At 63.3% G+C, this 20716-nt stretch carries 16 protein-coding genes and 1 pseudogene; 2 read left to right on the top strand and 15 right to left on the bottom strand.

Going from position 1 to position 20716, the window contains the following annotated elements; all coding sequences use genetic code 11:
- Positions 1-190: 190 nt before the first annotated feature.
- The 5 genes and pseudogenes from NKH90_RS08515 to NKH90_RS08495 all read right to left on the bottom strand — a co-directional run.
- A pseudogene (locus NKH90_RS08515) lies at positions 191-1300 on the bottom strand (ABC transporter ATP-binding protein); the annotation flags it as partial.
- A gap of 25 nt (positions 1301-1325) precedes the next feature.
- Positions 1326-2990: a beta-galactosidase BglA gene (bglA, locus tag NKH90_RS08510; RefSeq protein WP_352818732.1), complete on the bottom strand. Its 1665-nt coding sequence runs from the start codon at positions 2988-2990 to the stop codon at positions 1326-1328.
- Between the two features lie 4 nt (positions 2991-2994).
- Entirely contained in the window at positions 2995-4149 is a 1155-nt protein-coding gene (locus NKH90_RS08505) for a carbohydrate ABC transporter permease (RefSeq protein WP_352767362.1), read from the bottom strand.
- A 1-nt stretch (position 4150) separates the two neighbouring features.
- Positions 4151-5164 (bottom strand): carbohydrate ABC transporter permease, encoded by a 1014-nt coding sequence (locus NKH90_RS08500; RefSeq protein ID WP_352540346.1) that lies wholly within the window; start codon positions 5162-5164, stop codon positions 4151-4153.
- Between the two features lie 227 nt (positions 5165-5391).
- A complete protein-coding gene (locus NKH90_RS08495) occupies positions 5392-6747 on the bottom strand; it encodes an ABC transporter substrate-binding protein (protein ID WP_352681550.1) in 1356 nt (451 codons plus the stop codon).
- 361 nt (positions 6748-7108) lie between these two features.
- Between NKH90_RS08495 and NKH90_RS08490 the strand changes: the two genes are divergently transcribed.
- Entirely contained in the window at positions 7109-8131 is a 1023-nt protein-coding gene (locus NKH90_RS08490; protein WP_352818727.1) for a substrate-binding domain-containing protein, read from the top strand.
- Between the two features lie 72 nt (positions 8132-8203).
- Here NKH90_RS08490 and NKH90_RS08485 read toward each other — a convergent pair whose 3' ends face one another.
- Positions 8204-9112: a LysR family transcriptional regulator gene (locus NKH90_RS08485; protein ID WP_352818724.1), complete on the bottom strand. Its 909-nt coding sequence runs from the start codon at positions 9110-9112 to the stop codon at positions 8204-8206.
- Positions 9113-9193: 81 nt separating this feature from the next.
- Here NKH90_RS08485 and NKH90_RS08480 point away from each other — a divergent pair, with 81 nt between their 5' ends.
- On the top strand, positions 9194-9688 hold the full coding sequence (locus NKH90_RS08480; protein WP_352818721.1) for a DUF8737 domain-containing protein: 495 nt from the start codon (positions 9194-9196) through the stop codon (positions 9686-9688).
- 5 nt (positions 9689-9693) lie between these two features.
- Here NKH90_RS08480 and NKH90_RS08475 read toward each other — a convergent pair whose 3' ends face one another.
- The 9 genes from NKH90_RS08475 to NKH90_RS08435 form a co-directional block, all read right to left on the bottom strand.
- Complete coding sequence (locus NKH90_RS08475; protein WP_352818718.1) at positions 9694-11133, bottom strand: S8 family serine peptidase; 1440 nt, start codon at positions 11131-11133, stop codon at positions 9694-9696.
- A complete protein-coding gene (locus NKH90_RS08470) occupies positions 11123-11791 on the bottom strand; it encodes an anti-sigma factor (RefSeq protein ID WP_352469844.1) in 669 nt (222 codons plus the stop codon). The genes NKH90_RS08475 and NKH90_RS08470 overlap by 11 nt, the downstream gene beginning before the upstream one ends.
- Positions 11788-12351 carry a sigma-70 family RNA polymerase sigma factor gene (locus NKH90_RS08465; RefSeq protein WP_352818714.1) on the bottom strand — a complete coding sequence of 188 codons (564 nt, stop codon included), beginning with the start codon at positions 12349-12351 and terminating at the stop codon, positions 11788-11790. Before NKH90_RS08465 ends, NKH90_RS08470 begins: the two co-directional genes overlap by 4 nt.
- 133 nt (positions 12352-12484) lie before the next feature.
- A complete protein-coding gene (locus NKH90_RS08460; RefSeq protein WP_352818712.1) occupies positions 12485-13324 on the bottom strand; it encodes an alkaline phosphatase family protein in 840 nt (279 codons plus the stop codon).
- A 93-nt stretch (positions 13325-13417) separates the two neighbouring features.
- Entirely contained in the window at positions 13418-15103 is a 1686-nt protein-coding gene (locus NKH90_RS08455; protein ID WP_352681493.1) for an ABC transporter ATP-binding protein, read from the bottom strand.
- Positions 15103-15930, bottom strand: coding sequence for an ABC transporter permease (locus tag NKH90_RS08450; protein WP_352469848.1), 828 nt, complete (start codon positions 15928-15930; stop codon positions 15103-15105). The genes NKH90_RS08455 and NKH90_RS08450 overlap by 1 nt, the downstream gene beginning before the upstream one ends.
- An 11-nt stretch (positions 15931-15941) precedes the next feature.
- Entirely contained in the window at positions 15942-16901 is a 960-nt protein-coding gene (locus NKH90_RS08445; protein ID WP_352818709.1) for an ABC transporter permease, read from the bottom strand.
- A 16-nt stretch (positions 16902-16917) separates the two neighbouring features.
- Positions 16918-18504 carry an ABC transporter substrate-binding protein gene (locus NKH90_RS08440; RefSeq protein ID WP_352818707.1) on the bottom strand — a complete coding sequence of 529 codons (1587 nt, stop codon included), beginning with the start codon at positions 18502-18504 and terminating at the stop codon, positions 16918-16920.
- 155 nt (positions 18505-18659) lie between these two features.
- On the bottom strand, positions 18660-20642 hold the full coding sequence (locus NKH90_RS08435; protein ID WP_352818703.1) for a CocE/NonD family hydrolase: 1983 nt from the start codon (positions 20640-20642) through the stop codon (positions 18660-18662).
- Positions 20643-20716: the final 74 nt, after the last annotated feature.

Genomic DNA, 20716 nt, shown 5'->3' with positions numbered 1-20716 from the left:
GTGAAACGGTTTTCCCGGGAAAAGCGCGTAGCGCTTTCCCTTGGGAATTGCGTCAAAACAAAGAGATAGAGCGGTTCGGCGTTCCGTGAAACGATGAACCGCACTAACGGCCGAACTGGAATTTCAGACAAGAGCGGCGGGCCAAGCCCCCCGCGCTTGTGTCATGGATGGGGGCAGGACGCCGGGGTGAAGCCCCCGTTGGTTGTGGGTCATGGAGCGCGAAAGAGCGCCCGTCCGCGTCGAAAATATGCAGGTCGCCGGCGTCCGCCGTCAGCCGCAGCGTCGCTCCGCGCTTGACCTCGACATTGCCCGGCAGCTTGGTCACCAGCGGCAGGTCGGCGCGGCCGATGTCGACATAGACGAGTTGGACCTCGCCGAGCTGCTCGACATAGTCGACCGTCCCTTCGAACAAATAGTCGGCGCCGGTGGCAATCATCAGATCCTCCGGCCGCACCCCGAAGCTCACCGCAGCGCCTTTCGCCGAGGCAGGCGTTGTGATCGGCACCGTCGCCTTGCGGCCGCCGACATGGCTGACGACCGTCGGGTTGCCGGTCTTGTCGATCGTCGCCGGCAGGATGTTCATCGCCGGCGAGCCGATGAACTGGGCGACGAACAGATTGCCGGGCCGCTTGTAGAGCTCCATCGGCGTGCCGACCTGTTCGATATGGCCTTCCTTCAGCACCACGATGCGGTCGGCCAGCGTCATCGCCTCGACCTGGTCGTGGGTGACGTAGATCATCGTTGTGGCCGGCATCGACTCCTTGAGCTTGGCGATTTCAATGCGGGTGGCGACGCGCAACGCCGCGTCGAGGTTGGATAGCGGCTCGTCGAACAGAAAAACCTTGGGATTGCGCACGATGGCGCGACCGATGGCGACGCGCTGGCGCTGGCCGCCCGACATCGCCTTGGGCAGGCGGTCGAGATATTTGGTCAGCTGCAGGATCTCGGCCGCCTGGCGCACCCGCTTGTCGATCTCGGCCTTGCTTTCCTTGCCGATCTTCATCGAGAACGCCATGTTGTCGTAGACGGTCATGTGCGGATAAAGCGCATAGGACTGGAACACCATGGCGATGCCGCGCTTTGACGGCGGCACGTCGTTGACGATCTCGCCGTCGATCTTGAGCTCGCCCGAGGTGATCTCCTCCAGCCCGGCGATGCAGCGCAGCAAGGTCGACTTGCCGCAACCCGAGGGACCGACGAAGACGATGAATTCGCCCGACTTTATGTCGAGGTCGACGCCGTGCAGAATGTTGAGATTGCCATATGATTTCCTCACTTGCCTTAGCGTGACATCGGCCATGGTACCCTCCAGTTCTTCCTTGAATTCAGTCGATACGCCCGAACCAGGCGCCGTAGCCGCCGAGGCGGATCGTGCCGGCGCCAGTCTGTCCCGAAAACCCGTGTCCCGGCAAGGGCTGCAATGAGCGGCCGCCAAGATCGACTTTGGCCGGCTTTGCTCCGAGATTGAAGGCGCAGACGATCTGCTCGTTGCCTTCACGGCGGGTGAAGGCGACGGTGTCGCCCTCGCTTTCGATGAACTCGATATCACCCTTGGCCAGTGCCGGATGGGCGCGGCGGAAAGCCAGGAAGCGCCGGTAGTGCTCGAGCAGCGAGCCGTCGTCGCCTTGCTGCACATTGACGGCTTGCGCAAGGTGCTTGCTGGGCACCGGCAGCCAGGGCTTTGCCGTCGAGAAGCCGCCATTGCGGGCAGCGCCGTCCCAAACCATCGGTGTGCGACAGCCGTCGCGGCCCTTGAATTCCGGCCAGAAGCGGATGCCGTATGGGTCCTGCAGATCCTCGAAGCTGAGCTCGGCCTCGCTGAGCCCGAGCTCCTCGCCCTGATAGATGCAGACCGAGCCGCGCAACGACATCAGCAGCGCCGAGATGACCTTGAGGTAGGCGGTCGGGTCGGGCTCGCCGGCTGCCCAGCGCGAGGCAGGGCGCATCACGTCATGGTTGGAGAAGGCCCAGCACGACCAGCCGTCGCTGGCCACCTTGCCGAAGGTTTCCAGCACCGAGCGTACCTTTGCCGCGCTGATCTTCTCCGGCGCCAGGAAGTCGAAGGAGTAACACATATGCACGCGCTTGCCGCCGGCCGTATAGGCCGCCACCACTTCCAGCCCACGCTGCGAATCGCCGACCTCGCCAACCGCGGCCGTCGCCGGGTATTCGTCGAGCAAGGCGCGGAAGCGTTCGAGGAAGCCGAGGTTTTCAGGCCGGCTCTTGTCGTAGAGATGGTCCTGGTAGTTGTAGGGGTTGACGGCCGGCGCCGTCTGGTCGTTGCGCTGCTCGGGCGGCAGCGGCGGATTGTCTTCCAGGCCTTGGCTGTGGAAATAGAAATTGATGGTATCGAGGCGGAAGCCGTCGACGCCGCGCTCCAGCCAGAAGCGGGTGACGTCGAGCAGCGCGTCCTGGACCGCGCGGCTGTGGAAATTGAGGTCGGGCTGCTCGGCCAGGAAATTATGCAGGTAATATTGCTGGCGGCTGGTGTCCCACTGCCAGGCCGAGCCGCCGAAGATCGACAGCCAGTTGTTGGGCGGCGTGCCGTCCGGCTTGGCATCTGCCCAGACATACCAGTCGGCTTTTGGATTGCTGCGGCTCGACCGGCTTTCCTTGAACCACGGATGGATGTCGGCGGTGTGCGAGAGCACCTCGTCGATCATCACCTTGAGGCCAAGCCGGTGCACCTCTGCGGTCAGCGCGTCGAAGTCGGCCAGCGTGCCGAACATCGGATCGACTTCGCAATAATCCGACACGTCGTAGCCAAAGTCCTTCATCGGCGATTTGAAGAACGGCGAGATCCAGATGGCGTCGACGCCGAGCGAGGCGATATAGGGCAGCCGGCCGATAATGCCCCTGAGGTCGCCGATGCCGTCGCCGTTCGAATCCTGGTAGCTGCGCGGGTAGATCTGGTAGATCACGGCACCTCGCCACCAGTCGCGATCGATAGCGAGATCGGGCTTCGGGGTCGCCTTCAAAGCGGATTGCATGATCTCAACCTCCTTTCACCGAGCCGGCAAGCAGCCCGCGGACGAAATAGCGCTGCAGCGAGAAGAACACGATCAGCGGCACGATGATGGTGACGAAGGCCGATGTCGTCAGGATCTCCCAGTCACCGCCGCGCGAGCCGAGCAATGCATTGAGCTTGGCGGTCAGTACGATCTGGTCGCCCTCGGTACCGAGGAAAACCATCGCCACCAGCAGATCGTTCCACACCCAGAGAAACTGGAAGATGGCGAACGAGGCCAGCACCGGGAACGACAATGGCAGCACGATCTTGACGAAGATCTCGAAATCGCTGGCCCCGTCGATGCGTGCCGACTCCATGATCTCGCGTGGCAGGCCGGCGATATAGCTCCTCAACAGATAGATGGCGAAAGGCAGGCCGAAGCCGGTATGCGCCAGCCAGATGCCGAGATAGGTCTTCGACGGCACGCCGAAGAAGCTGCCGACGCCGTTATAGAGCTTCAATAGCGGGATCAGCGACATCTGCAGCGGCACGACCAGGAGGCCGATGATGACGGCGATGAGCAGCGCCCGGCCGGGAAAGCGCATCCAGGCCAGCGCGTAAGCGGCGAACGCGGCGATCAGGATCGGGATGACGGTCGCCGGAATGGTGACGGTCAGCGAGTTCATGAAGGAGCGGCCGATGCCCTCCGAAAACAGCACCGTGTCGTAATTGTCGGTGGTGAATTTCGGCGGCGCCGACGAGGCGTAATAGACGCGCTGGCCGCGCTCGCCTTCGAAAGCCTTCGGCGAGGTCATGACGAAACTGCCGTCGGCATTGAGCTGCAGGGTCACGCCGTCGCCGAGATCGGCTGTCGTGCCGGCGGGATATTGCGTCGGCGCTGCCGACTTGACGCCGAAGGCGCTGATGTTGCGGGCCGGACCGTCGCCGAAAATATTGCCTTGCAGGATGAACTTGCCGTCCTTCTCGACTTGCGCCGAGGCGGGCGGCAGCCGTCCGGCCTCCGTCTGGCTGGAACTGGTGAACGAGTTCCACCAGCCCGAAGCGATGATCTGGTCCTTGTCGCGCAGCGACGAGACCAGAATGCCGAGCGTCGGGATCGTCCAGATCGCAACGAAGATGAAGACGGCGATATGGACGCCGAAACGGCTGACAAAGGACTTTCCGGTCGCCACGGCCATCTCAATGCCCTTCCGTCTCTTTGTTTGCCTGGCGGATGTTCCAGACCATGATCGGAATGACCGCTATCATGATGATGATGGCGATGGTGGCGCCGCGGCCAAAATCGCCGCCGCCGCGGAACATCCAGTCGAACATCAGATTGGCCAGCACCTGGCTGTTCCACTGGCCGTTGGTCATGGTCAGCACGATGTCGAAAACCTTCAGCACCAGGATGGTGATGGTGGTCCAGACGACGGCGATGGTGCCCCAGATCTGCGGCACCATGATCTTCCAGAAGATCTGGAAAGGGTTGGCGCCGTCGATGACGGCGGCTTCCAGCGTCTCTTCCGGAATGCCGCGCAAGGCCGACGACAGGATGACCATGGCAAAGCCGGTCTGGATCCAGATCAGGATGACCATCAGGAAGAAGTTGTTCCAGAACGGCAGCGAGATCCAGACCTGCGGCTGGCCGCCGAAATACTGGATGATGGCATTGAGCAGGCCGATCTGCGTCTGGCCCTCGCCGCGATATTCGTAGATGAATTTCCAGATGACGCTGGCGCCGACGAACGAGATGGCGAGCGGCAGGAAGATCAGGCTTTTTGCGATGGTGCCCCACCAGATCTTGTCGGTGAGCACGGCGATGATCAGCCCGAGGAAGGTGCAGGCGGCCGGCACCACCGCCAGCCAGATGATGTTGTTGAGGATCGAGTTGCGGAACTCGCGGTCGCCGAACGCCCATTGATAGTTGGCCAAGCCGACGAAATGGGCGCCGCCGCGATCGAGGAACGACAGCCTCAGCGTCTCCACTACCGGGTAGATCAGGTAGATCGTGAGGATGATCATCGCCGGGCCGACGAACAGCCAGGGTCGGATCACCCCCTGCCGGCGCAGATTGTTGATCGCCGCCTTGCCGGAAACGCCGCGTGCCGGAAAGATCGTGTCGAGTGCCTTGTTGGCGCCCCAGAAATAGGCGACGCAGCCGCCCACGCCGATGATGATGACGAATATCGCCGAGAAAATCTGAGCCGCCATGGGTCCCTCCCCCTGCGCACGGATCCGCCAGTCGAGAATGGCTTTGGCGACGGGATCATGCGCCGATTCAGTTGTCTGGAGCGCGACCAGCCGGAAAGCAGGTCACTGGGCGCGCGTCATGCCGGAATGCGTTGTGCTCACGACAATCGACGCGACGCCAAGCACCGGATAAGGTCCGGGCCGTTTGAGGCCCGGACCACATCACATTTGGAACTCAAGCCGGCCGCTTACTTGATCGCGTCCCAGCTTTTCTGGATGTCGGTGGCGACGTCCTGGGCGGACTTGCCGCCGACCAGGTCGATCATGCCGGTCCAGAACGCACCGGCGCCGATCTTGCCCGGCATCAGGTCGGACCCGTCGAAGCGGAAGGTCGAGGCGTTGGCCAGGATCTCGCCCTGCTTCTTCAGCGCGTCGCTGGCATAGGCGTCCTTGTTGACCGACTTGAACGGCGTCACGAAGCCGCCCTGCGCCATCCAGATCTCATGAGCGAGCGGCAGCTTCAGGAATTCGATGAACGCGCGGGCACTCTTGCTGTCTTTGGTGATCATGGCGAGCGTGCCGGCGCCGAGCACCGGAGTGCCGAGCTCGGGCTTGGAAGCGTAAGGCGGGAAGTAGAAGAAGTCGGCATCCTCGCCCATCTTGGTGCCTTGCGGGAAGAAGGTCGGGATGAACGATGCCTGATGGTGCAGATAACATTTCGGCGGCACCGAGAAGAGGCCCTTCGGGCTGTCACGGAAATCGGTCGCCGCAACCGCCTTGGCGCCGCCCTCGACCATCTTGTCGTCGGTGGCGATCTTGCCGAAAATGTCGATGGCGTTGACCACTGCCGGATCGTTGAACGGAATTTCGTTCTTCACCCATTTGTCGTAGGTCTCGGGCGTCTGGGTACGCAGCATGATGTCTTCGACCCAGTCGGTCGCCGGCCAGCCGGTGGCGCCGCCCGAACCAAGCCCGATGCACCATGGCGTGCCGCCGTCGGCGATGATCTTCTTTTCGAGCTCGGCAAGCTCTTCCTGCGTCTTCGGCACCTTGTAGCCGGCTTCCTCGAAATTGTCCGGCGAGTACCAGACCAGCGACTTCACGTCGGCCTTGTACGGAAAGGCGAAGAAGCCGGGCTTGCCGTCCTTGTCCTTGAAGGTGCCGAGGTCGACCCAGGATTGGCCGGCGCCGTAATTGTCCTTGACCCAGTTGGCCGTATCGTCGCCGAGCGGCGTCAAAAGGCCCTTCGATGCCAGATCCTGGATCAGGCCCGGCTGCGGCAGCACGGCAATGTTGGGCGGGCTGCCGGCCTGCGTGTCGATGACGATCTGCTGCTCGTAATTCTCCGACGAGGAGTACTTGATCTCGGCGCCGGTGGCTTCGGAGAAGTAATCGAGGACGGTGCGGATAAGCCCTTCGTCCTCGCCGCGCCACGGCCCGAAGATCGTCAGCGTCTCGCCCTTGAGGTCGACTTTCTTGAGCTCTTCGTAGTTCGCCCAGTTGAAACGGGGATCTTCGCCCGGCTTGAACTTCAGTTCGGCTTGCGCCGGCATGGCGAGCGCAAGCGTGGCAAACGCAGCGCCCAGCAGAAGCATTTTCTTCATCGGTATTCCCTCCCAGTGGTGACAAACACCGAACGAAACCTCCATTCCGTCCGCCGGCGCTGCAGGACTGTGACTCAGTCGGAAAGGAACTGCAACCTTTCGTAGAGTCTTCCAAAGCGCTTTGGTGATTTTGATCACGCCACTGAATTGGTCCGGAGTCAAGAGAAAGCCAGATTAATCGATTTAATTTCTGCGGCCGGGTGCCGGCGAAAGTGCGCTGCAGCACAGTTTTCTGGCGGTGCAGCAGCAAATTCGGCTTCAAACCGGTCCGAACCGTGCGTATGGTCAGTGCGCTCGGCAACGCGGTTCGTATCGGCTAGCTCGATTCAGATTAAAAGCGCTTTGAGGTTGGAGGCCTCCGGTGAACCTCAAGCAGCTCTCCCACATGCTGGCGCTTTCGCAGACTACGGTGAGCCGCGCATTGAACGGCTACCCGGAAGTCAACGAGGAAACGCGCCGGCGGGTGGTCGATGCCGCCAAGCGTCACGGCTATCGCCCCAATCCGAGCGCCCGCCGGCTGGCGACCGGCAAGACCGGCATGATCGGCTATGTGCTGCCGACGGGAACGACCGTCGACATCGACCCGCATTTCGTCGAGTTCCTGTCCGGCCTCGGCGACTATGCGCGTTCGCACGAGCTCGACCTGGTGCTGTCACCGGCCGATGCCGACGACCAGGAGACGACCTACCGCCGCATTGTCGCCAACCGGCAGGTCGACGCGGTCTATATCTCGTCGCCGAGGCCGGCCGACCGGCGGGTGGCACTCGTCAACACGCTCGGCATTCCCTTCATCGTCCATGGCCGCAGCGAAGGCTTCGATTTCGACTATCCGTTCACCGACATCGACAATGAGGGCGCCTTCCACGAGGCGGCGCGGCTACTCGTTCAGCTCGGTCATAGGCGTCTGGCGCTGATCAACGGCGACGATCGCGAGACCTTCGCCATCCATCGCGAGCGCGGCGTGCGCCGCGCGCTTGCGGCGAACGGCCTGGTGCTTCGAGATCAGCATGTCTGTTCCCTCACCATGACCGAGGAGAACGGCTACCGCGCCGCCAGGCGTCTGCTGGAACAAAGCGACGCGCCGACGGCAATCGCCTGCTCCAGCCTGATCATGGCGCTCGGCGTGGTGCGCGCGGTGCGCGATCTCGGCCTGACCATTCCGGGCGACCTGTCGCTGATCGCCCATGACGACGTCTTTCCCTGGCTGAAGCCGGAAAATTTTTCGGTGCCATTGTCGACGACGCGTTCGTCGATCCGCCTCGCCGGCGCGCGCATCGCCGAACGGCTGGCGGCGCGAATTTCCGGCCTGGAGGAGGGCGCTCACGGCGAAGTCTGGCCGGTCGACCTGGTGGTCAGGGGATCGGTCGCCGGCGCGCCGGCCTAGAGGCAATCACTCTGAACGGCCGAGGTCGACTCTTGGCGGCTGTTGGCCAGCACCAGCGGGTGCGTCCTGGCCTCAGGTCGCGGATTTGAGGTGATCGATGAAGGCGCGCAGCTTCGGCAGGACTTGGCGCTTGCCGGGATGATAAAGGAAGACACCCGGCGTCGTCGTGGCGACGCTGTCCAGCACCGACTGGAGTTTTCCTTCGGCTATCGGACCTTCGGCGAGTGGTCGCGGCGTCTGCGCCAGCCCGACGCCCCGCATCGCGGCCCCGACCAATGTCGAATAGTCGTGCGCGATCAGCGGGCCTGAGACGATCGCTTCGATTGCACCGTTGCCGTCGATGAACGACCAGGGCGCGATGGCGCCATTCGAGCGACGCAAGCGTAAGCAGGCGTGGTGGCGCAAGTCGTCGACACGCTCGGGACGGCCGTAGCGCTCGAGATAGTCAGGGCTGCCGACGACTACGAACGAGAACGGCGGGGTCAACCGCACCGCCACCATGTCGGCGGCGATGAGTTGCCCGAGGCGGATGCCGGCATCGAACCCACCGGTCGCGAGATCGACCATCTGGTCGCTCACGGCGATCTCCAGTTCGATCTCAGGATAGGCTTGGCAGAACGACGCGAGCACCGGCTCCAACATCAGCGGCACGATAGCGCGAGGCACAGACAGACGTAGCAGACCGGTCGGCCGCTGGCCGATATCGCGAGCAGCCTCGCCGGCCGCAACGAGCTCCTCGAATGCCGGGCCGGCACGGTCGAGGAACCGCTGGCCAGGTTCGGTTAAGCCAACGCTCCGCGTCGTGCGGACGAACAGCGCCGTGCCCAGGCGAGCTTCCAGCGCGCGCACCGCCTGGCTCACGGCCGATGGCGTCACCCCGAGATCGGCGGCGGCCCGGCGGAAGTTACGCCGCCTGGCGACGGCCAGGAACGCCTCGACGCCCTCCAGCGCACCATGTCGGACTGTGTAGTTCTGCTTCATGGGTTGTTGTGATTACACCGGATAGTCGAATTACGGTAGCGGGCTTAAAGCCGCGTGAACCAACTATTGAGAGTAGGCCAAATGTCCACGGAAATGGTGTTCCAAACCCATCTTGTTCTCGGCTATGTCGCGTGGCTGCTTTGCTTCGGCGCGTACGGTTTGCCGTTGCTCAGGTCGATGGACCGGGTCGCAGCGCAACGCGCTATCGCTATGCTGCACAGCTTCCGCTTCTTCGGGCTCGTCTTCCTGGTTCCGGGCGTCGTAAGCCCCAATCTGCCCGCTGATTTCGCCGTGTTCGCCGCCTACGGCGATTTCGCGACTGGCGTGCTGGCCATGCTGGCGCTGCTCACGGTGAGGATACGTCCGCTCTTCTGGCCGTTGGTCGTCGCCTTCAACGTCGCAGGGACGGTTGACCTCATCGTCGACTATTACCACGCCATTCAGATCGGCCTTCCTGCACGCGCAGGCGAACTGGGCGCCACCTACGCGATCCCGATCATCTACGTACCGCTGCTGATGATAACGCATATCGCCGCATTCTATTTTCTCCTACGTCCTCAGCAAAACGCGACCTGAGCGGGCTATTCCTTCGCCGCCTCGGCCGCCTTGGTGTTCAGAAGCCCGTAGCCGAAGTCATTGTCCCGCCCCTTCGCGCCGAGATCCTTTGCCGTGGCGGCAAGTGCTTTCTCGACCCAGTCGGCGGAGCGGTCGGGCGCGGCATGCAACAGATTGGCGACGGCGCCGGTCACGATCGCCGCGGCGAAGGACGTCCCGGTCACCACGTCCGAGCCGGCGCCGCTCGGCGCCACCATCTCAACGCCGGGAGCGGAGATGAAGACATAGGCGCCGCGATTGGCCTGCGGCATCAGCCCGTCCTTGGCATCGGTGGCCGTCACCGCGATCACGCCGTCGAAGGCGGCCGGATAACCATAGGGCGCCTTCGGTCCGTTATTGCCGGCGGCCGCAACCAGCACGATGCCAAGCGCACGCGCATTGCGGCAGGCGATGCCGAGCAGGTCGTTCTTCGGGCCGACGAAGCTCATATTGATGATGCGGACATCCTGCTCCGCCGCCCAGTCGAGCGCCGAAAGGATGACGTCCATGGTCGACTTGCCGCCCTCGAAGGCGCGGGCATGATAGATCCTGGCGCCCGGCGCCATGCCTTTGAACGCGCCGGTGCCGGCGATCAGTCCATCGACCGAAGTGCCGTGGTCGCGCGCCTCGATCGGCACGTCGGGCATGGCATCGAACTGCCCGGCGATGACGCCGGAGAGCGCCGGATTGCCGTCGTCGATGCCGGTGTCGATGACGCCGACGCGCACATTCTCGCCGCTGGCTTTGTCGGCATCGAGCGCGATGCGCTCGAACGCATAATTGGCGATGCTGGCCGCCTGCTGCAGCGAGTAGACATGGTTGGCCTCACGCCGCAAAGTGCGGCCGTCGGCGGCGAGCTGCGCCAGCACGACGCCGACCGGGCGGCCATCGGGAATGCCGAAGCGCACCAGCGTGTTGCCGAGCAGCCGCGACTGCCGCTGCGAGCGTATCTCGAGGCCGAACGAGGCCGCGATCTGCTGGACCGCGCCGGCATCGCCATTGACGGTGACCAGCACCTCGTCGGGCACGAAATCGCCGGTCACGGCGCGCGGCGGCTCGGTTGCCACAAGATCGGTCGGCGCAACCACCGCACCGCCCGGCACCGCAGCCTGTATTGCCGGCGCGACGGCGGGTGGGGTTGCAGTATTGCCAGGAGGTATCGGCGCCTCGGTGACTACGGCAGGATTGGGGAACAGGTCGACAATCAAGCCCGGAAGAAACACCGCGCCCGTCGTTCCATGAGCCGGCGCTTTGCCGCCATCCTTCACGCCGCCGCCATCCTTGGCGCAGTCGGCGTTGGCAGCATTTCCCCGGTTCAGGCAGTCGATCTCAGCCTGGGTGAGGTTAGGATCGTTGGTTTGTGCAACGGCAGACGCGGCGAAGATTGTCATCGCCGCCGTCAATCGAATGACCGCCTCAGCCGCCATCAGCCGGTTTCCTTCCCTCCAGGGCAGCTTCGGTGAAAGGCTGGGCGGCGATAAGGCCAAGCAGCTTCTGATAGTCGGCGGCGGTCTCGGCCGGGACGCCGACGCGGAAGACGCCGTCGGCGGTCGGCCCGCCAGCGATCTTCAACTGGTTCTGGTCGAGAAAAGCGACGATATCGGACAGCTTCGCATCCGGTTTGAACTTCACCAGTGCAAACGGCATTTTGGCCAGATCGTCCTCCGATCCGGCAATCTCGAAATCGCCACCTCTGTTGCCGGTCTGCACAAAGGATTGCGCGACGACCAGGGCCAGCAGCACCGCGGCCGCGGCCCAGGCGACGCCGGCGGGCACCGCCATGAAGCGGCTCCAGGCTTGCGCCAGCCAGGACGATGCCGCCGGCGCGCGGGACGGGCCGGCCTCGGCGTCGAGCGCCTTGGCAAAGCGGCTGAGCGCATCGGCCGGCGGGCGGATTGCCTCGTTTGCGGCAGCGGTGCCGGAGAATTCGGCCTCGGCCTCGCCTAGTGCGGCCATCGCCGCCGGATCGCTCGTCAGCCATTCCTCGATGGCTTCGAGCTCGGTGCCCTCCAGCGAGCCGTTCAGATAAAACGGCAGCAGCATTTCCATTTCGTCGCGGCGTGACATCTTTTCAGCGGCGCTCATGGCCACCCCCTGTCGTAACCGGCGGCCTTGAGGGCTTCGCCGAGTTTCTTGCGGGCGTAGAACATCCTGGTCTTGACCGTTGCGACCGGGATGCCGAGTACCTCGCCGATCTCGCTCACCGATTGCCCGTGATAATAGGCAAGGTCGATCACCGTGCGGTGCTCTTCCGGCATGGCATCGATAAAGCGTCGCAAGGCGGCGGCCTTGTCTTCCTTCATCGTCACGACTTCCGGCGTGTCGGCGCCGTCGGCGACCTGGGCCGCGTCATGGTCGTCGATCCAGTCTTCCTTCCTCTTGCGCAGCAGGGACAGCGCCTTGAAGCGGGCAATGCCGAGCAGCCATGTCGAGACCTCCGAGCGCCCCTCGAAGGCCGGTGCCTGCCGCCAGAGTTCGAGGAACACCTCGTTCGCGATATCGTCGGCCATCTGTTCCGATCCCGTCTGGCGTGCCACGAAGCGGTAGACCCGCGCGTGGTGGCGCATGAACAGGAGCCGCACGGCGGCACGGTCGCCTTTCGCGACCCGCTCGACAAGCGCGCGATCGGTCTCCGCGGCCGTCATCGCCGGTCGAGCCGCCTGGCTCCTGCCTGCTCTGTCGCTGATCGGCCCAAAAAGGTTCACCGCATCCGCCCGTATATCTGCGGAGGCTAACTGAAGAGCGGGAGCGTTGCCAGAGGGAGAAGAGGGCGCGCGCTCAACTCAGGAACGGTTTTGCCTTCATCGTCGCCGGCACCGGCACGCCGAGGCGCGCAAGCACCGTCGGCGCGAGCTGCAACTGATCGAGCAGCGTATTGGCTTCCGGACCCTCGCCGGATCCGAAGTAGTAAAGTGCGAAATTCTGCATCTCCTCGTCGTGGCCGCCATGATGGCCGCGATCGGTCTGGCCATGATCGGCGGTGACGATCACCTCGTAGCCGGCTTCCCGCCAGCGCGGCAGGAAGCCGGCGAGCATGGCGTCCATTGCATAGACGGCATGATCCATCTCGTGGCAGTCATGGCCGAAGCGGTGGCCCATCGAGTCCAGAGTACAGCTGTGCAGGATGCCGTAGTCGATGCCGTAGCGCCTGGTCAGCATGGTCAACGTCGCGAACAGGTCGACGTCGCTCGGTGTCATCTGGTTCCTGGCATTGTAGCCGGTCATGGTGTGAAACCGGCCATGGCTGATCGGCCTGCCCGGCTGGTCGAACTCCATGTCCTCGACCAGATCGAACGGATAGGCCCGGAAGAATTCGGACCAGTAGGAGTGGGTGACCGCACCGGTCTTGCCGCCGGCCCTGCTGACTTCGGAAAAGATGTCCGGCTGTTCGACGCGAAACCGGTTCTCGTTCGACAGGATACCGTGCATTTGGGGCGGCACGCCGGTGTGGATCGAGGCATAGCAGGATGCCGAGGTCGACGGCAGCACGGAGCGCATTTTCCATACGCGGGCTTCGCCTGATTGCACCCAGCCTTCGAGATTGCCCATCAGCCGACGCCAGTTCCGGTAAGGCACGCCGTCGAGGATGATGAGCAATAGTTTTGTGTTGAGCGCCAAGGGCGCCTCCATGCGGCTTAATCGGAAAAGTCAGGGCCGGCCTGCCGTTCAATCCACGCCCGGACAGGATCGTCGGGCGCAAAGTGCGGCCCGCTAGTTCCCCGCGCTGGCCATGCGCCGTCCCTTGATCGCCTTCTCTAGCCAGCCGATCTCCATTTCTGGCACCGACGATAGCAAAAGATCGGTGTAGGCATCGAATGGTGGCGTCAGCACGGTGCTCTTGGCGCCGTAGCGCACCACTTCGCCGCGATACATCACGGCGATTGAATCGGCGATCGACTTGACCGTGGCCAGGTCGTGGGTGATGAACAGATAGGCGACGTTTTCCTCTTTCTGCAGCCCGAGGAGCAGCTCCAGTATGCCGTGGGCGACCAGCGGATCGAGCGCCGAGGTCACCTCGTCGCAGATGATTAGCTTCGGCTTTGCGGCGAGCGAGCGGGCGATGCAGACGCGCTGCTTCTGGCCGCCCGAAAGCTCGGCCGGATAGCGGTCGACATAGCCTTTGCCCATTTCGATCTTGTCGAGCAGTTCCGCGACACGGGCGTCACGTTGCCTTCCGCGCAGACCGAAATAGAATTCCAGCGGCCGACCGATGATGGTGCCGACCGTCTGGCGCGGGTTCATCGCCACGTCGGCCATCTGGTAGATCATCTGCAGTTGGCGAAGATCCTCTTTCGGCCGGTCGGCAAGCCGGTTGGCGAGCGGCCGTCCGTCGAAGGTGACGGTGCCTTGTTCGGGCGGCAAGAGGCCGGTGATGGCGCGCGCCAGTGTCGATTTGCCGGAGCCGGACTCGCCGACCACCGCCAGCGTCTGGCCGGGGAAAATATCGACCGAGACGTTCTTCAGCACCTTGATGTGACTGCGGCCATAGGCGGCGGTGATGTTCTTGACCGACAGGAACGGGCTCGTGCCGGGCTTCTGCTCCTGGTGTTCGATCTCATGCACCGAAACCAGCGCGTTGGTGTATTCTTGGCGCGGCTCCTTGATGATCTGGCGGGTGCCGCCCCATTCGACCAGCCGGCCGTGGCGCAACACCATGATCTCGTCCGAGACCTGGGCGACGACGGCAAGGTCGTGAGTGATGTAGAGTGCCGCGACATGCGTGTCGCGGATGGCATCCTTGATCGCCGCCAAGACGTCGATCTGCGTCGTCACGTCCAGCGCCGTGGTCGGCTCGTCGAAGACGATCAGGTCGGGCTCCGAGCACAGCGCCATTGCCGTCATCACGCGCTGCAGCTGACCGCCCGACACCTGGTGGGGAAAGCGCTCGCCGATGCTTTCGGGGTTCGGCAGGCTGAGCTTCTTGAACAGCGCCACGGCGCGCTTTTCGGCTTCGGCCCGCGTCGCCGTGCCGTGCAGGAGTGCTGCCTCGACCACCTGGTCCATCAGCCTGTGCGCCGGATTGAAGGCGGCTGCCGCCGATTGCGCGACATAGCAGACCTCGCGGCCGCGCAATTTGCGAAACCCTTCGTTGCCGCCCTTCAGGATGTCGCGGCCATTGAGGATGACCTCGCCGCCGGTGATGCGCACGCCGCCGCGGCCGTAGCCCATCGACGACAGGCCGATGGTCGATTTGCCGGCGCCGGACTCGCCGATCAATCCGAGCACCTTGCCCTTTTCGAGCGTCAGCGAGACATCGTGCACCAGCACGATGTTCTTCGGCGCCTCACCCGGCGGATATACCGTGGCCTCGATGCGCAGATTGCGGATGTCGAGCAGCACGCCGGACTTTGGTTGCCCGGGCTTCGGTTGCCCGGGCTTCGGTTGCTTGTCAGCCATTACCCGCGTCCTCCCTTCAGGCTTGTCGTACGGTTGAGCACCCAGTCGGCGACGAGATTGACGGAAATCGCCAGCGCTGCGATCGCCGCCGCCGGAATGAGGGCGGCGCCTATGCCGAAGACGATGCCATCCTTGTTTTCCTTGACCATGCCGCCCCAATCGGCGTCCGGCGGCTGCACGCCAAGCCCGAGGAAGGACAGCGTCGACAGGAACAGTACGGCATAGATGAAGCGCAGGCCGAGTTCCGAAACCAGCGGCGACAGCGCATTGGGCAGGATTTCCCGGAAGATGATCCAGCCGCTGCCTTCGCCGCGCAATTTGGCCGCCTCGACATAGTCCATGACGTTGATATCGACGGCGACCGCCCTCGACAGGCGGTAGACGCGGGTCGAGTCGAGAACGCCCATGACCAGGATCAGCGTCACCAGATTGGATGGCAGCACCGACAGCACCACAAGCGCCATGATCAGCGTCGGGATCGACATCAGGAGATCGACGAGACGCGACAGAAGCGTGTCGAACCAGCCGCCGAAAACCGCCGCCGAGAAGCCGAGGATGGCGCCGAGCGAGAACGACAGCGCGGTCGCCAGCACCGCGATGAACAGGGTGATGCGGGCGCCATAGATCATGCGCGACAACAGATCGCGGCCGAGATTGTCGGTGCCCAGCCAATGCGCCGCCGACATCGGTTCCCAAGGGACGTCGCTGACGATCTCGGCATTGCCATGCGGCGCGATCCACGGCGCAAAGATCGCTGCCAGCACGAACAGCGCCGTCAGCACGATGCCGACCAATGCCGGGATGGGGATGCGTTTGATGACGAGCATACCCGCCCCCCTCATTTCGGATGTCTGAGGCGCGGATTGGCGACGATCGCCGCTATGTCCGCGATGATGTTCAGGCTGATGTAGACAGCGGCGAAGATCAGCCCGACCGCCTGCACCACCGGCACGTCACGCTTGGTGACGTGGTCGACGAGGTATTGGCCCATGCCTGGATAGACAAAGATAACTTCGACCACGACGACGCCGACGATCAGGTAAGCGAGATTGAGCATCACGACGTTGATGATCGGCGCGATGGCATTGGGGAAGGCATGCCTGCGGATGACCGCGAAGGCCGAAAGCCCCTTGAGTTCGGCGGTCTCGACATAGGCGGACTGCATCACATTGAGGATCGCAGCGCGCGTCATGCGCATCATATGCGCGAGCACCACCAGGGTCAGCGCTGCCGCCGGCAGTGCTATGGCCTGAATGCGTTCGCCGAAAGGCATCCCGTCATAGACCGTGGAAATGGCGGGAAACCATTGATGTTGCACCGCGAAGAAAAAGACGAGCACATAGCCGATGAAGAATTCCGGAAACGAGGTCGAGGCGAGCGCTAACCCGGAGATCAGCTTGTCGACCCAGCCATTGCGGTAGCGCACCGCGATCAGGCCGAGGATGATCGCCAGCGGCACCGCGACGATCGCCGCCCAGAAGGCGAGGAACAGCGTGTTCCACAGCCTTCCCTTGATCGAGGTTGCGATATCCTGACCGCTCGACATAGCCGTGCCGAGATCACCGGTCAGGATGCCGCCGAGCCAACGAAAATAACGGATGTAAGCGGGATCATTGAGGCCGAGCTGCTCGCGCAGATTGGCGAGCGACTCCGGTGTCGCCGACTGTCCGAGGATGGCTTGCGCGACGTCGCCGGGCAGGACCTGGGTGCCGGCGAAGATCAGGACCGAAACGGCCAACAGCAGCAGAATGCCCAGCGCAATGCGCTGGGCCACCAGTTTCACGATGGGTGAGGACATATCCGCAAGGCCGGGCTCAGGCTTCGAGCCAGCACTTCGCCAGAGCATATCCGTTCATCAACTCCTGATGCGGATCATCCACCCAGCCGGCGACCTTGGCGCCCGTCGCGTCGATGAACTGATTGAACATCGGCAGGATCAAGCCGCCCTCGTCGCGCACCATCACAGCCATGTCGTGGTACATTGCCTTGCGCTTGGCCTCGTCGAGCTCGGCGCGAGCCGCCAGCACCATCTTGTCGAAATCCGGACGCTTGAAACGTGTGTCGTTCCAGTCGGCCGTCGACAGATAGGCGGTAGAGTACATCTGGTCCTGCGTCGACCGGCCGCCCCAGTAGGAGGCGCAGAAGGGCTGCTTGTTCCAGACTTCCGACCAGTAGCCGTCGCCCGGTTCGCGTTTGATCTCCAGCTTGATGCCGGCCTTGGCCGCGCTTTGCTGGAACAGCTGTGCGGCATCGACGGCACCGGGGAAGGCGACGTCCGACGTCCGGAGCAGGACGGCACCGTCATGGCCCGATTTCTTGTAGTGGAACTTGGCCTTGTCGGGATCGTATTTGCGCTGCTCGATCTCGGTGAATAGCGGGTACGATGCATTGATCGGGAAGTCGTTGCCGAGCGAGCCATAGCCACGCAGCACCTTGTTCAGCATCTCCTCGCGGTCGATCGCCAGCTTCAACGCCATCCGCAAGTCGTTGTTGTCGAACGGCGCCGTGTCGCAATGCATGATGAAGACGTAGTGGCCGGGTCCCGAATGGTTGCGGATGGTGACGCCGGGCACGCGCTTGATCAGATCGACGATCTTCGGCTCGACCCGGTTGATCATGTTGACCTGGCCGCCCTGCAGTGCCGCCGTGCGGGCCGTGGCGTCGTTGATGACGATGATCTCTATCTGGTCGGCATGGCCCATCTTGTCGCCCTGCCAGTAATTGGCGAAGCGCTCGCCGCCATGGCGCACGCCGGGCTCGTTGGTGGTGACCTTGTAAGGACCCGCCGAGATACCGGCATCGGCCTTGTCCTTGCCGCCGTTCGGCTGAATGATCAGGTGATAGTCGCTAAGCAGGTAGGGCAGGTCGGCATTCGGCTCCTTCAGCGTCAGCACCACTTCCTTGCCGCTGGCCTTTATGCTCTCGATGCCTTTCATGTAACCGAGCGCGCCGGACTTCGACTTCTCGTCCGAATGGCGTTCGAGGGTGGCGGCCACGTCCTCTGCGGTCACGTTCTTGCCGTTGTGAAACTCGACGCCATCGCGGATCTTCAGCGTCCAGGTCTTGGCGTCGTCCGACGAGCCGATCTCCTCGGCAATGCGGTTCTCGAGCTTGCCTTCGGGAGACAGTTCGACGATCAGTTCGCCCCACATCTTGCCGAAGGCGAACGGCACCTGCGTCATGAACAGCGCCGGATCGAGACTGTTGGTGGACTCGCCACCGACCAGGCCAGCCTTGAGCGTCCCGCCCTTGACCGGACCCGCCGCGCGTGCTGCACCGGAAAGCAGCGAATTGGCGAAGGTTACGGTGACGCCGAGCGCTGCTGCCCGGCCGAGAAAATCGCGACGGCTCAGCTTGCCGGACGCAACGCGCCGGCTCAGATATTCCAGTTCGTTCGACATGTTGAGTTCCTCACTCTGTTGGTCCGACCTTATGGTCGTTTTTTCTCATTTCAATCGGGAGAATAATGACCGTAAGGGAAAGCGGTAAGCAAGACCGAATGCGACATGCCGTGGCGTAAATCGTGCGTCGCAATTGGACCAATCGCTATAAGCGCTCAAAGCAGCACGCGCGGGATTTTCTCCTCGAAATTGCGCTCGAAGACGAGTTTCTCGCCTTCATAGGCTTCAATTCTGGCGCTAACCACGAAGCTTTGCGCGTCGGACCGCATTTCGGCGAAGGTTTCGGTGCGCACCGACCATCCATTTCGCGACAGCGTCTGGCTCCAATGCGTCTTGCCCGAGGCTGATAGCGGATTGTCAGGATGGATCACCCATGTCTCCCTGGCGAGGCTCCCGTGGGCGAGGCCATGCTCCAGGTCGCGCACCTCACCGAAATCGTCGACGATGGAAACCGTAATCATTCCGGTCTTTTCGTCGCGATCGACATGACGCTCGGAATTGGCGGGCCGAAGCGTCTCCGTTGCCCAGGGCGCAGCACCTTCGGGAGCGGGGAAGGTGACCTCGTCGCCTGTCGCTGGCGGGCGTACCGGCAGCATCAATGTCGCGGCCGACAATTCGAGCCGGACCGGCTCCGGCGACGGCCAGATCATCGGCCAGTAGGCGTTCGAAACGGCAACGCGCAGGCGATGGCCGACCGGCACGCGATAGGCGCATTGGTCGAGCACCACCCGGGCGCTGACGGTTTCGCCGGGCACCAGCGCTTCGGGAAATTCGTGCGAGTTGCGATGCGTCAGGTTGAGCACGCCGTACGAGATCAGCTCCGATGCCCCGTCCGGATGGACGTCGCACAGCCGAACCGCGATGTTCGCCTGGCGCCGGTCCGACGAGACCCTGACCACAACTTCGGGAGCACCGACAATGTCGACCGTTTCGGTCAGCACCGGCTGGTCGAAGCACACCGACAGCGCATCGTCGGGGCGCTGGTCACCCGGCAGTTCCGGGCCGAAGGTGAAGGGGAAATATTCGCCGCCGGCGAGGCCGCAGCTTTGCGGCGAAGCGACGATAGCGTGGTTGCCTTCGGCGATAAGCTCAACCTCTTGGGTCTTGATGTTGGGCGACGGCCATTCCGATTCAGCGACCCAGCGGCCCGGCCGCTCGGGATGCCAGCGCGCCGGACGCACGCTGTCCATGACATAGGCGCGGTAGGCGGGGTCGGCCTCGACGCCGGTGTCGATGTCCTTCAGCCAGCGGTCCCACCAGCGCAAGGCCTCCTGCAGGAAGCCGATGCGCGGTTCGGGCGCGGCGTAATGCGGGTATTTGTGGATCCACGGGCCGACGATGCCCTTGACCGGCGCCTCGATATTGACGGCGAGATGGGAAATCGTATTGCGATAGCCATCATGCCAGCCGCCGATCGACAGCACCGCGGCATGGATGGCGGAATAGTCCTCGCAGATCGAGCCGCGCTTCCAATAGGCATCGCGATGCTGGTGCTTCAGCCACAGCGGTGCCAGGAAGGGCTGGTTCTCCAGCCTGGTCAGCCACAGGTCGCGCCATCTGTTGTCGCCGGCCAGCAACGGATCCGGCGGCCTTGACGAATAGGACAGCATGGTCGAGGCCCAGCCGAAATTCTCGATCAGCAGGCAGCCGCCCTTGTAGTGGATGTCGTCGGCATAGCGGTCGACCGTCGAACAGAGACTGATGACCGCCTTCAGCGCCGGCGGCTGCTTGGCTGCTACCTGCAGGCAGTTGAAGCCGCCCCACGAAATGCCCATCATGCCGACATTGCCGTTGCACCAGGGCTGGTCCGCCGCCCAGGCGATGACGTCGCAAGCGTCCTGCAATTCCTGCTCGGAATATTCGTCGTCCATCAGCCCTTCGGAATCGCCATTGCCGCGCATGTCGACGCGGATCGAGGCGTAGCCGTGGCCGGCAAAATAGGGATGCGTCAGCTGATCACGATAGATCGTGCCGTCGCGCTTGCGATAGGGCAGGTGTTCGAGGATTGCCGGCACTGGATCGTCGGCAGCATCGGCCGGCATCCACACCCGCGCCGACAGCCGGCAGCCGTCCGGCATGATGATCCCCATATCCGGAAATTCGACGATCTTTCGTGGGAATTCAGTGACGATTTTCATGCGGGCGAACTCCAGGAGCGCCAGATGATGGAGCCCGTGAGCGCGCGTCATGGGCCAGTCAACGAATTCGGCTG

Source organism: Mesorhizobium sp. M0898 (assembly GCF_040319695.1).
In the GTDB taxonomy this organism is placed as follows: Bacteria; Pseudomonadota; Alphaproteobacteria; order Rhizobiales; family Rhizobiaceae; genus Mesorhizobium.
The sequence above is the reverse complement of the archived record's forward strand: the minus strand, read 5'-3'. Positions and strand labels throughout refer to the sequence as shown.

Bases quoted from the DNA above. Each gene is read 5' to 3' on its own strand.
- NKH90_RS08485 (WP_352818724.1), bottom strand. From the start codon at position 9,112: ATGAAGCAGAACTACACAGTCCGACATGGTGCGCTGGAGGGCGTCGAG.
- NKH90_RS08455 (WP_352681493.1), bottom strand. From the start codon at position 15,103: ATGGCTGACAAGCAACCGAAGCCCGGGCAACCGAAGCCCGGGCAACCA.
- NKH90_RS08495 (WP_352681550.1), bottom strand. From the start codon at position 6,747: ATGAAGAAAATGCTTCTGCTGGGCGCTGCGTTTGCCACGCTTGCGCTC.
- NKH90_RS08450 (WP_352469848.1), bottom strand. From the start codon at position 15,930: ATGCTCGTCATCAAACGCATCCCCATCCCGGCATTGGTCGGCATCGTG.
- NKH90_RS08435 (WP_352818703.1), bottom strand. From the start codon at position 20,642: ATGAAAATCGTCACTGAATTCCCACGAAAGATCGTCGAATTTCCGGAT.
- NKH90_RS08505 (WP_352767362.1), bottom strand. From the start codon at position 4,149: ATGGCCGTGGCGACCGGAAAGTCCTTTGTCAGCCGTTTCGGCGTCCAT.
- NKH90_RS08465 (WP_352818714.1), bottom strand. From the start codon at position 12,351: ATGACGGCCGCGGAGACCGATCGCGCGCTTGTCGAGCGGGTCGCGAAA.
- NKH90_RS08445 (WP_352818709.1), bottom strand. From the start codon at position 16,901: ATGTCCTCACCCATCGTGAAACTGGTGGCCCAGCGCATTGCGCTGGGC.
- NKH90_RS08440 (WP_352818707.1), bottom strand. From the start codon at position 18,504: ATGTCGAACGAACTGGAATATCTGAGCCGGCGCGTTGCGTCCGGCAAG.
- NKH90_RS08480 (WP_352818721.1), top strand. From the start codon at position 9,194: ATGTCCACGGAAATGGTGTTCCAAACCCATCTTGTTCTCGGCTATGTC.
- bglA (WP_352818732.1), bottom strand. From the start codon at position 2,990: ATGCAATCCGCTTTGAAGGCGACCCCGAAGCCCGATCTCGCTATCGAT.
- NKH90_RS08470 (WP_352469844.1), bottom strand. From the start codon at position 11,791: ATGAGCGCCGCTGAAAAGATGTCACGCCGCGACGAAATGGAAATGCTG.
- NKH90_RS08475 (WP_352818718.1), bottom strand. From the start codon at position 11,133: ATGGCGGCTGAGGCGGTCATTCGATTGACGGCGGCGATGACAATCTTC.
- NKH90_RS08500 (WP_352540346.1), bottom strand. From the start codon at position 5,164: ATGGCGGCTCAGATTTTCTCGGCGATATTCGTCATCATCATCGGCGTG.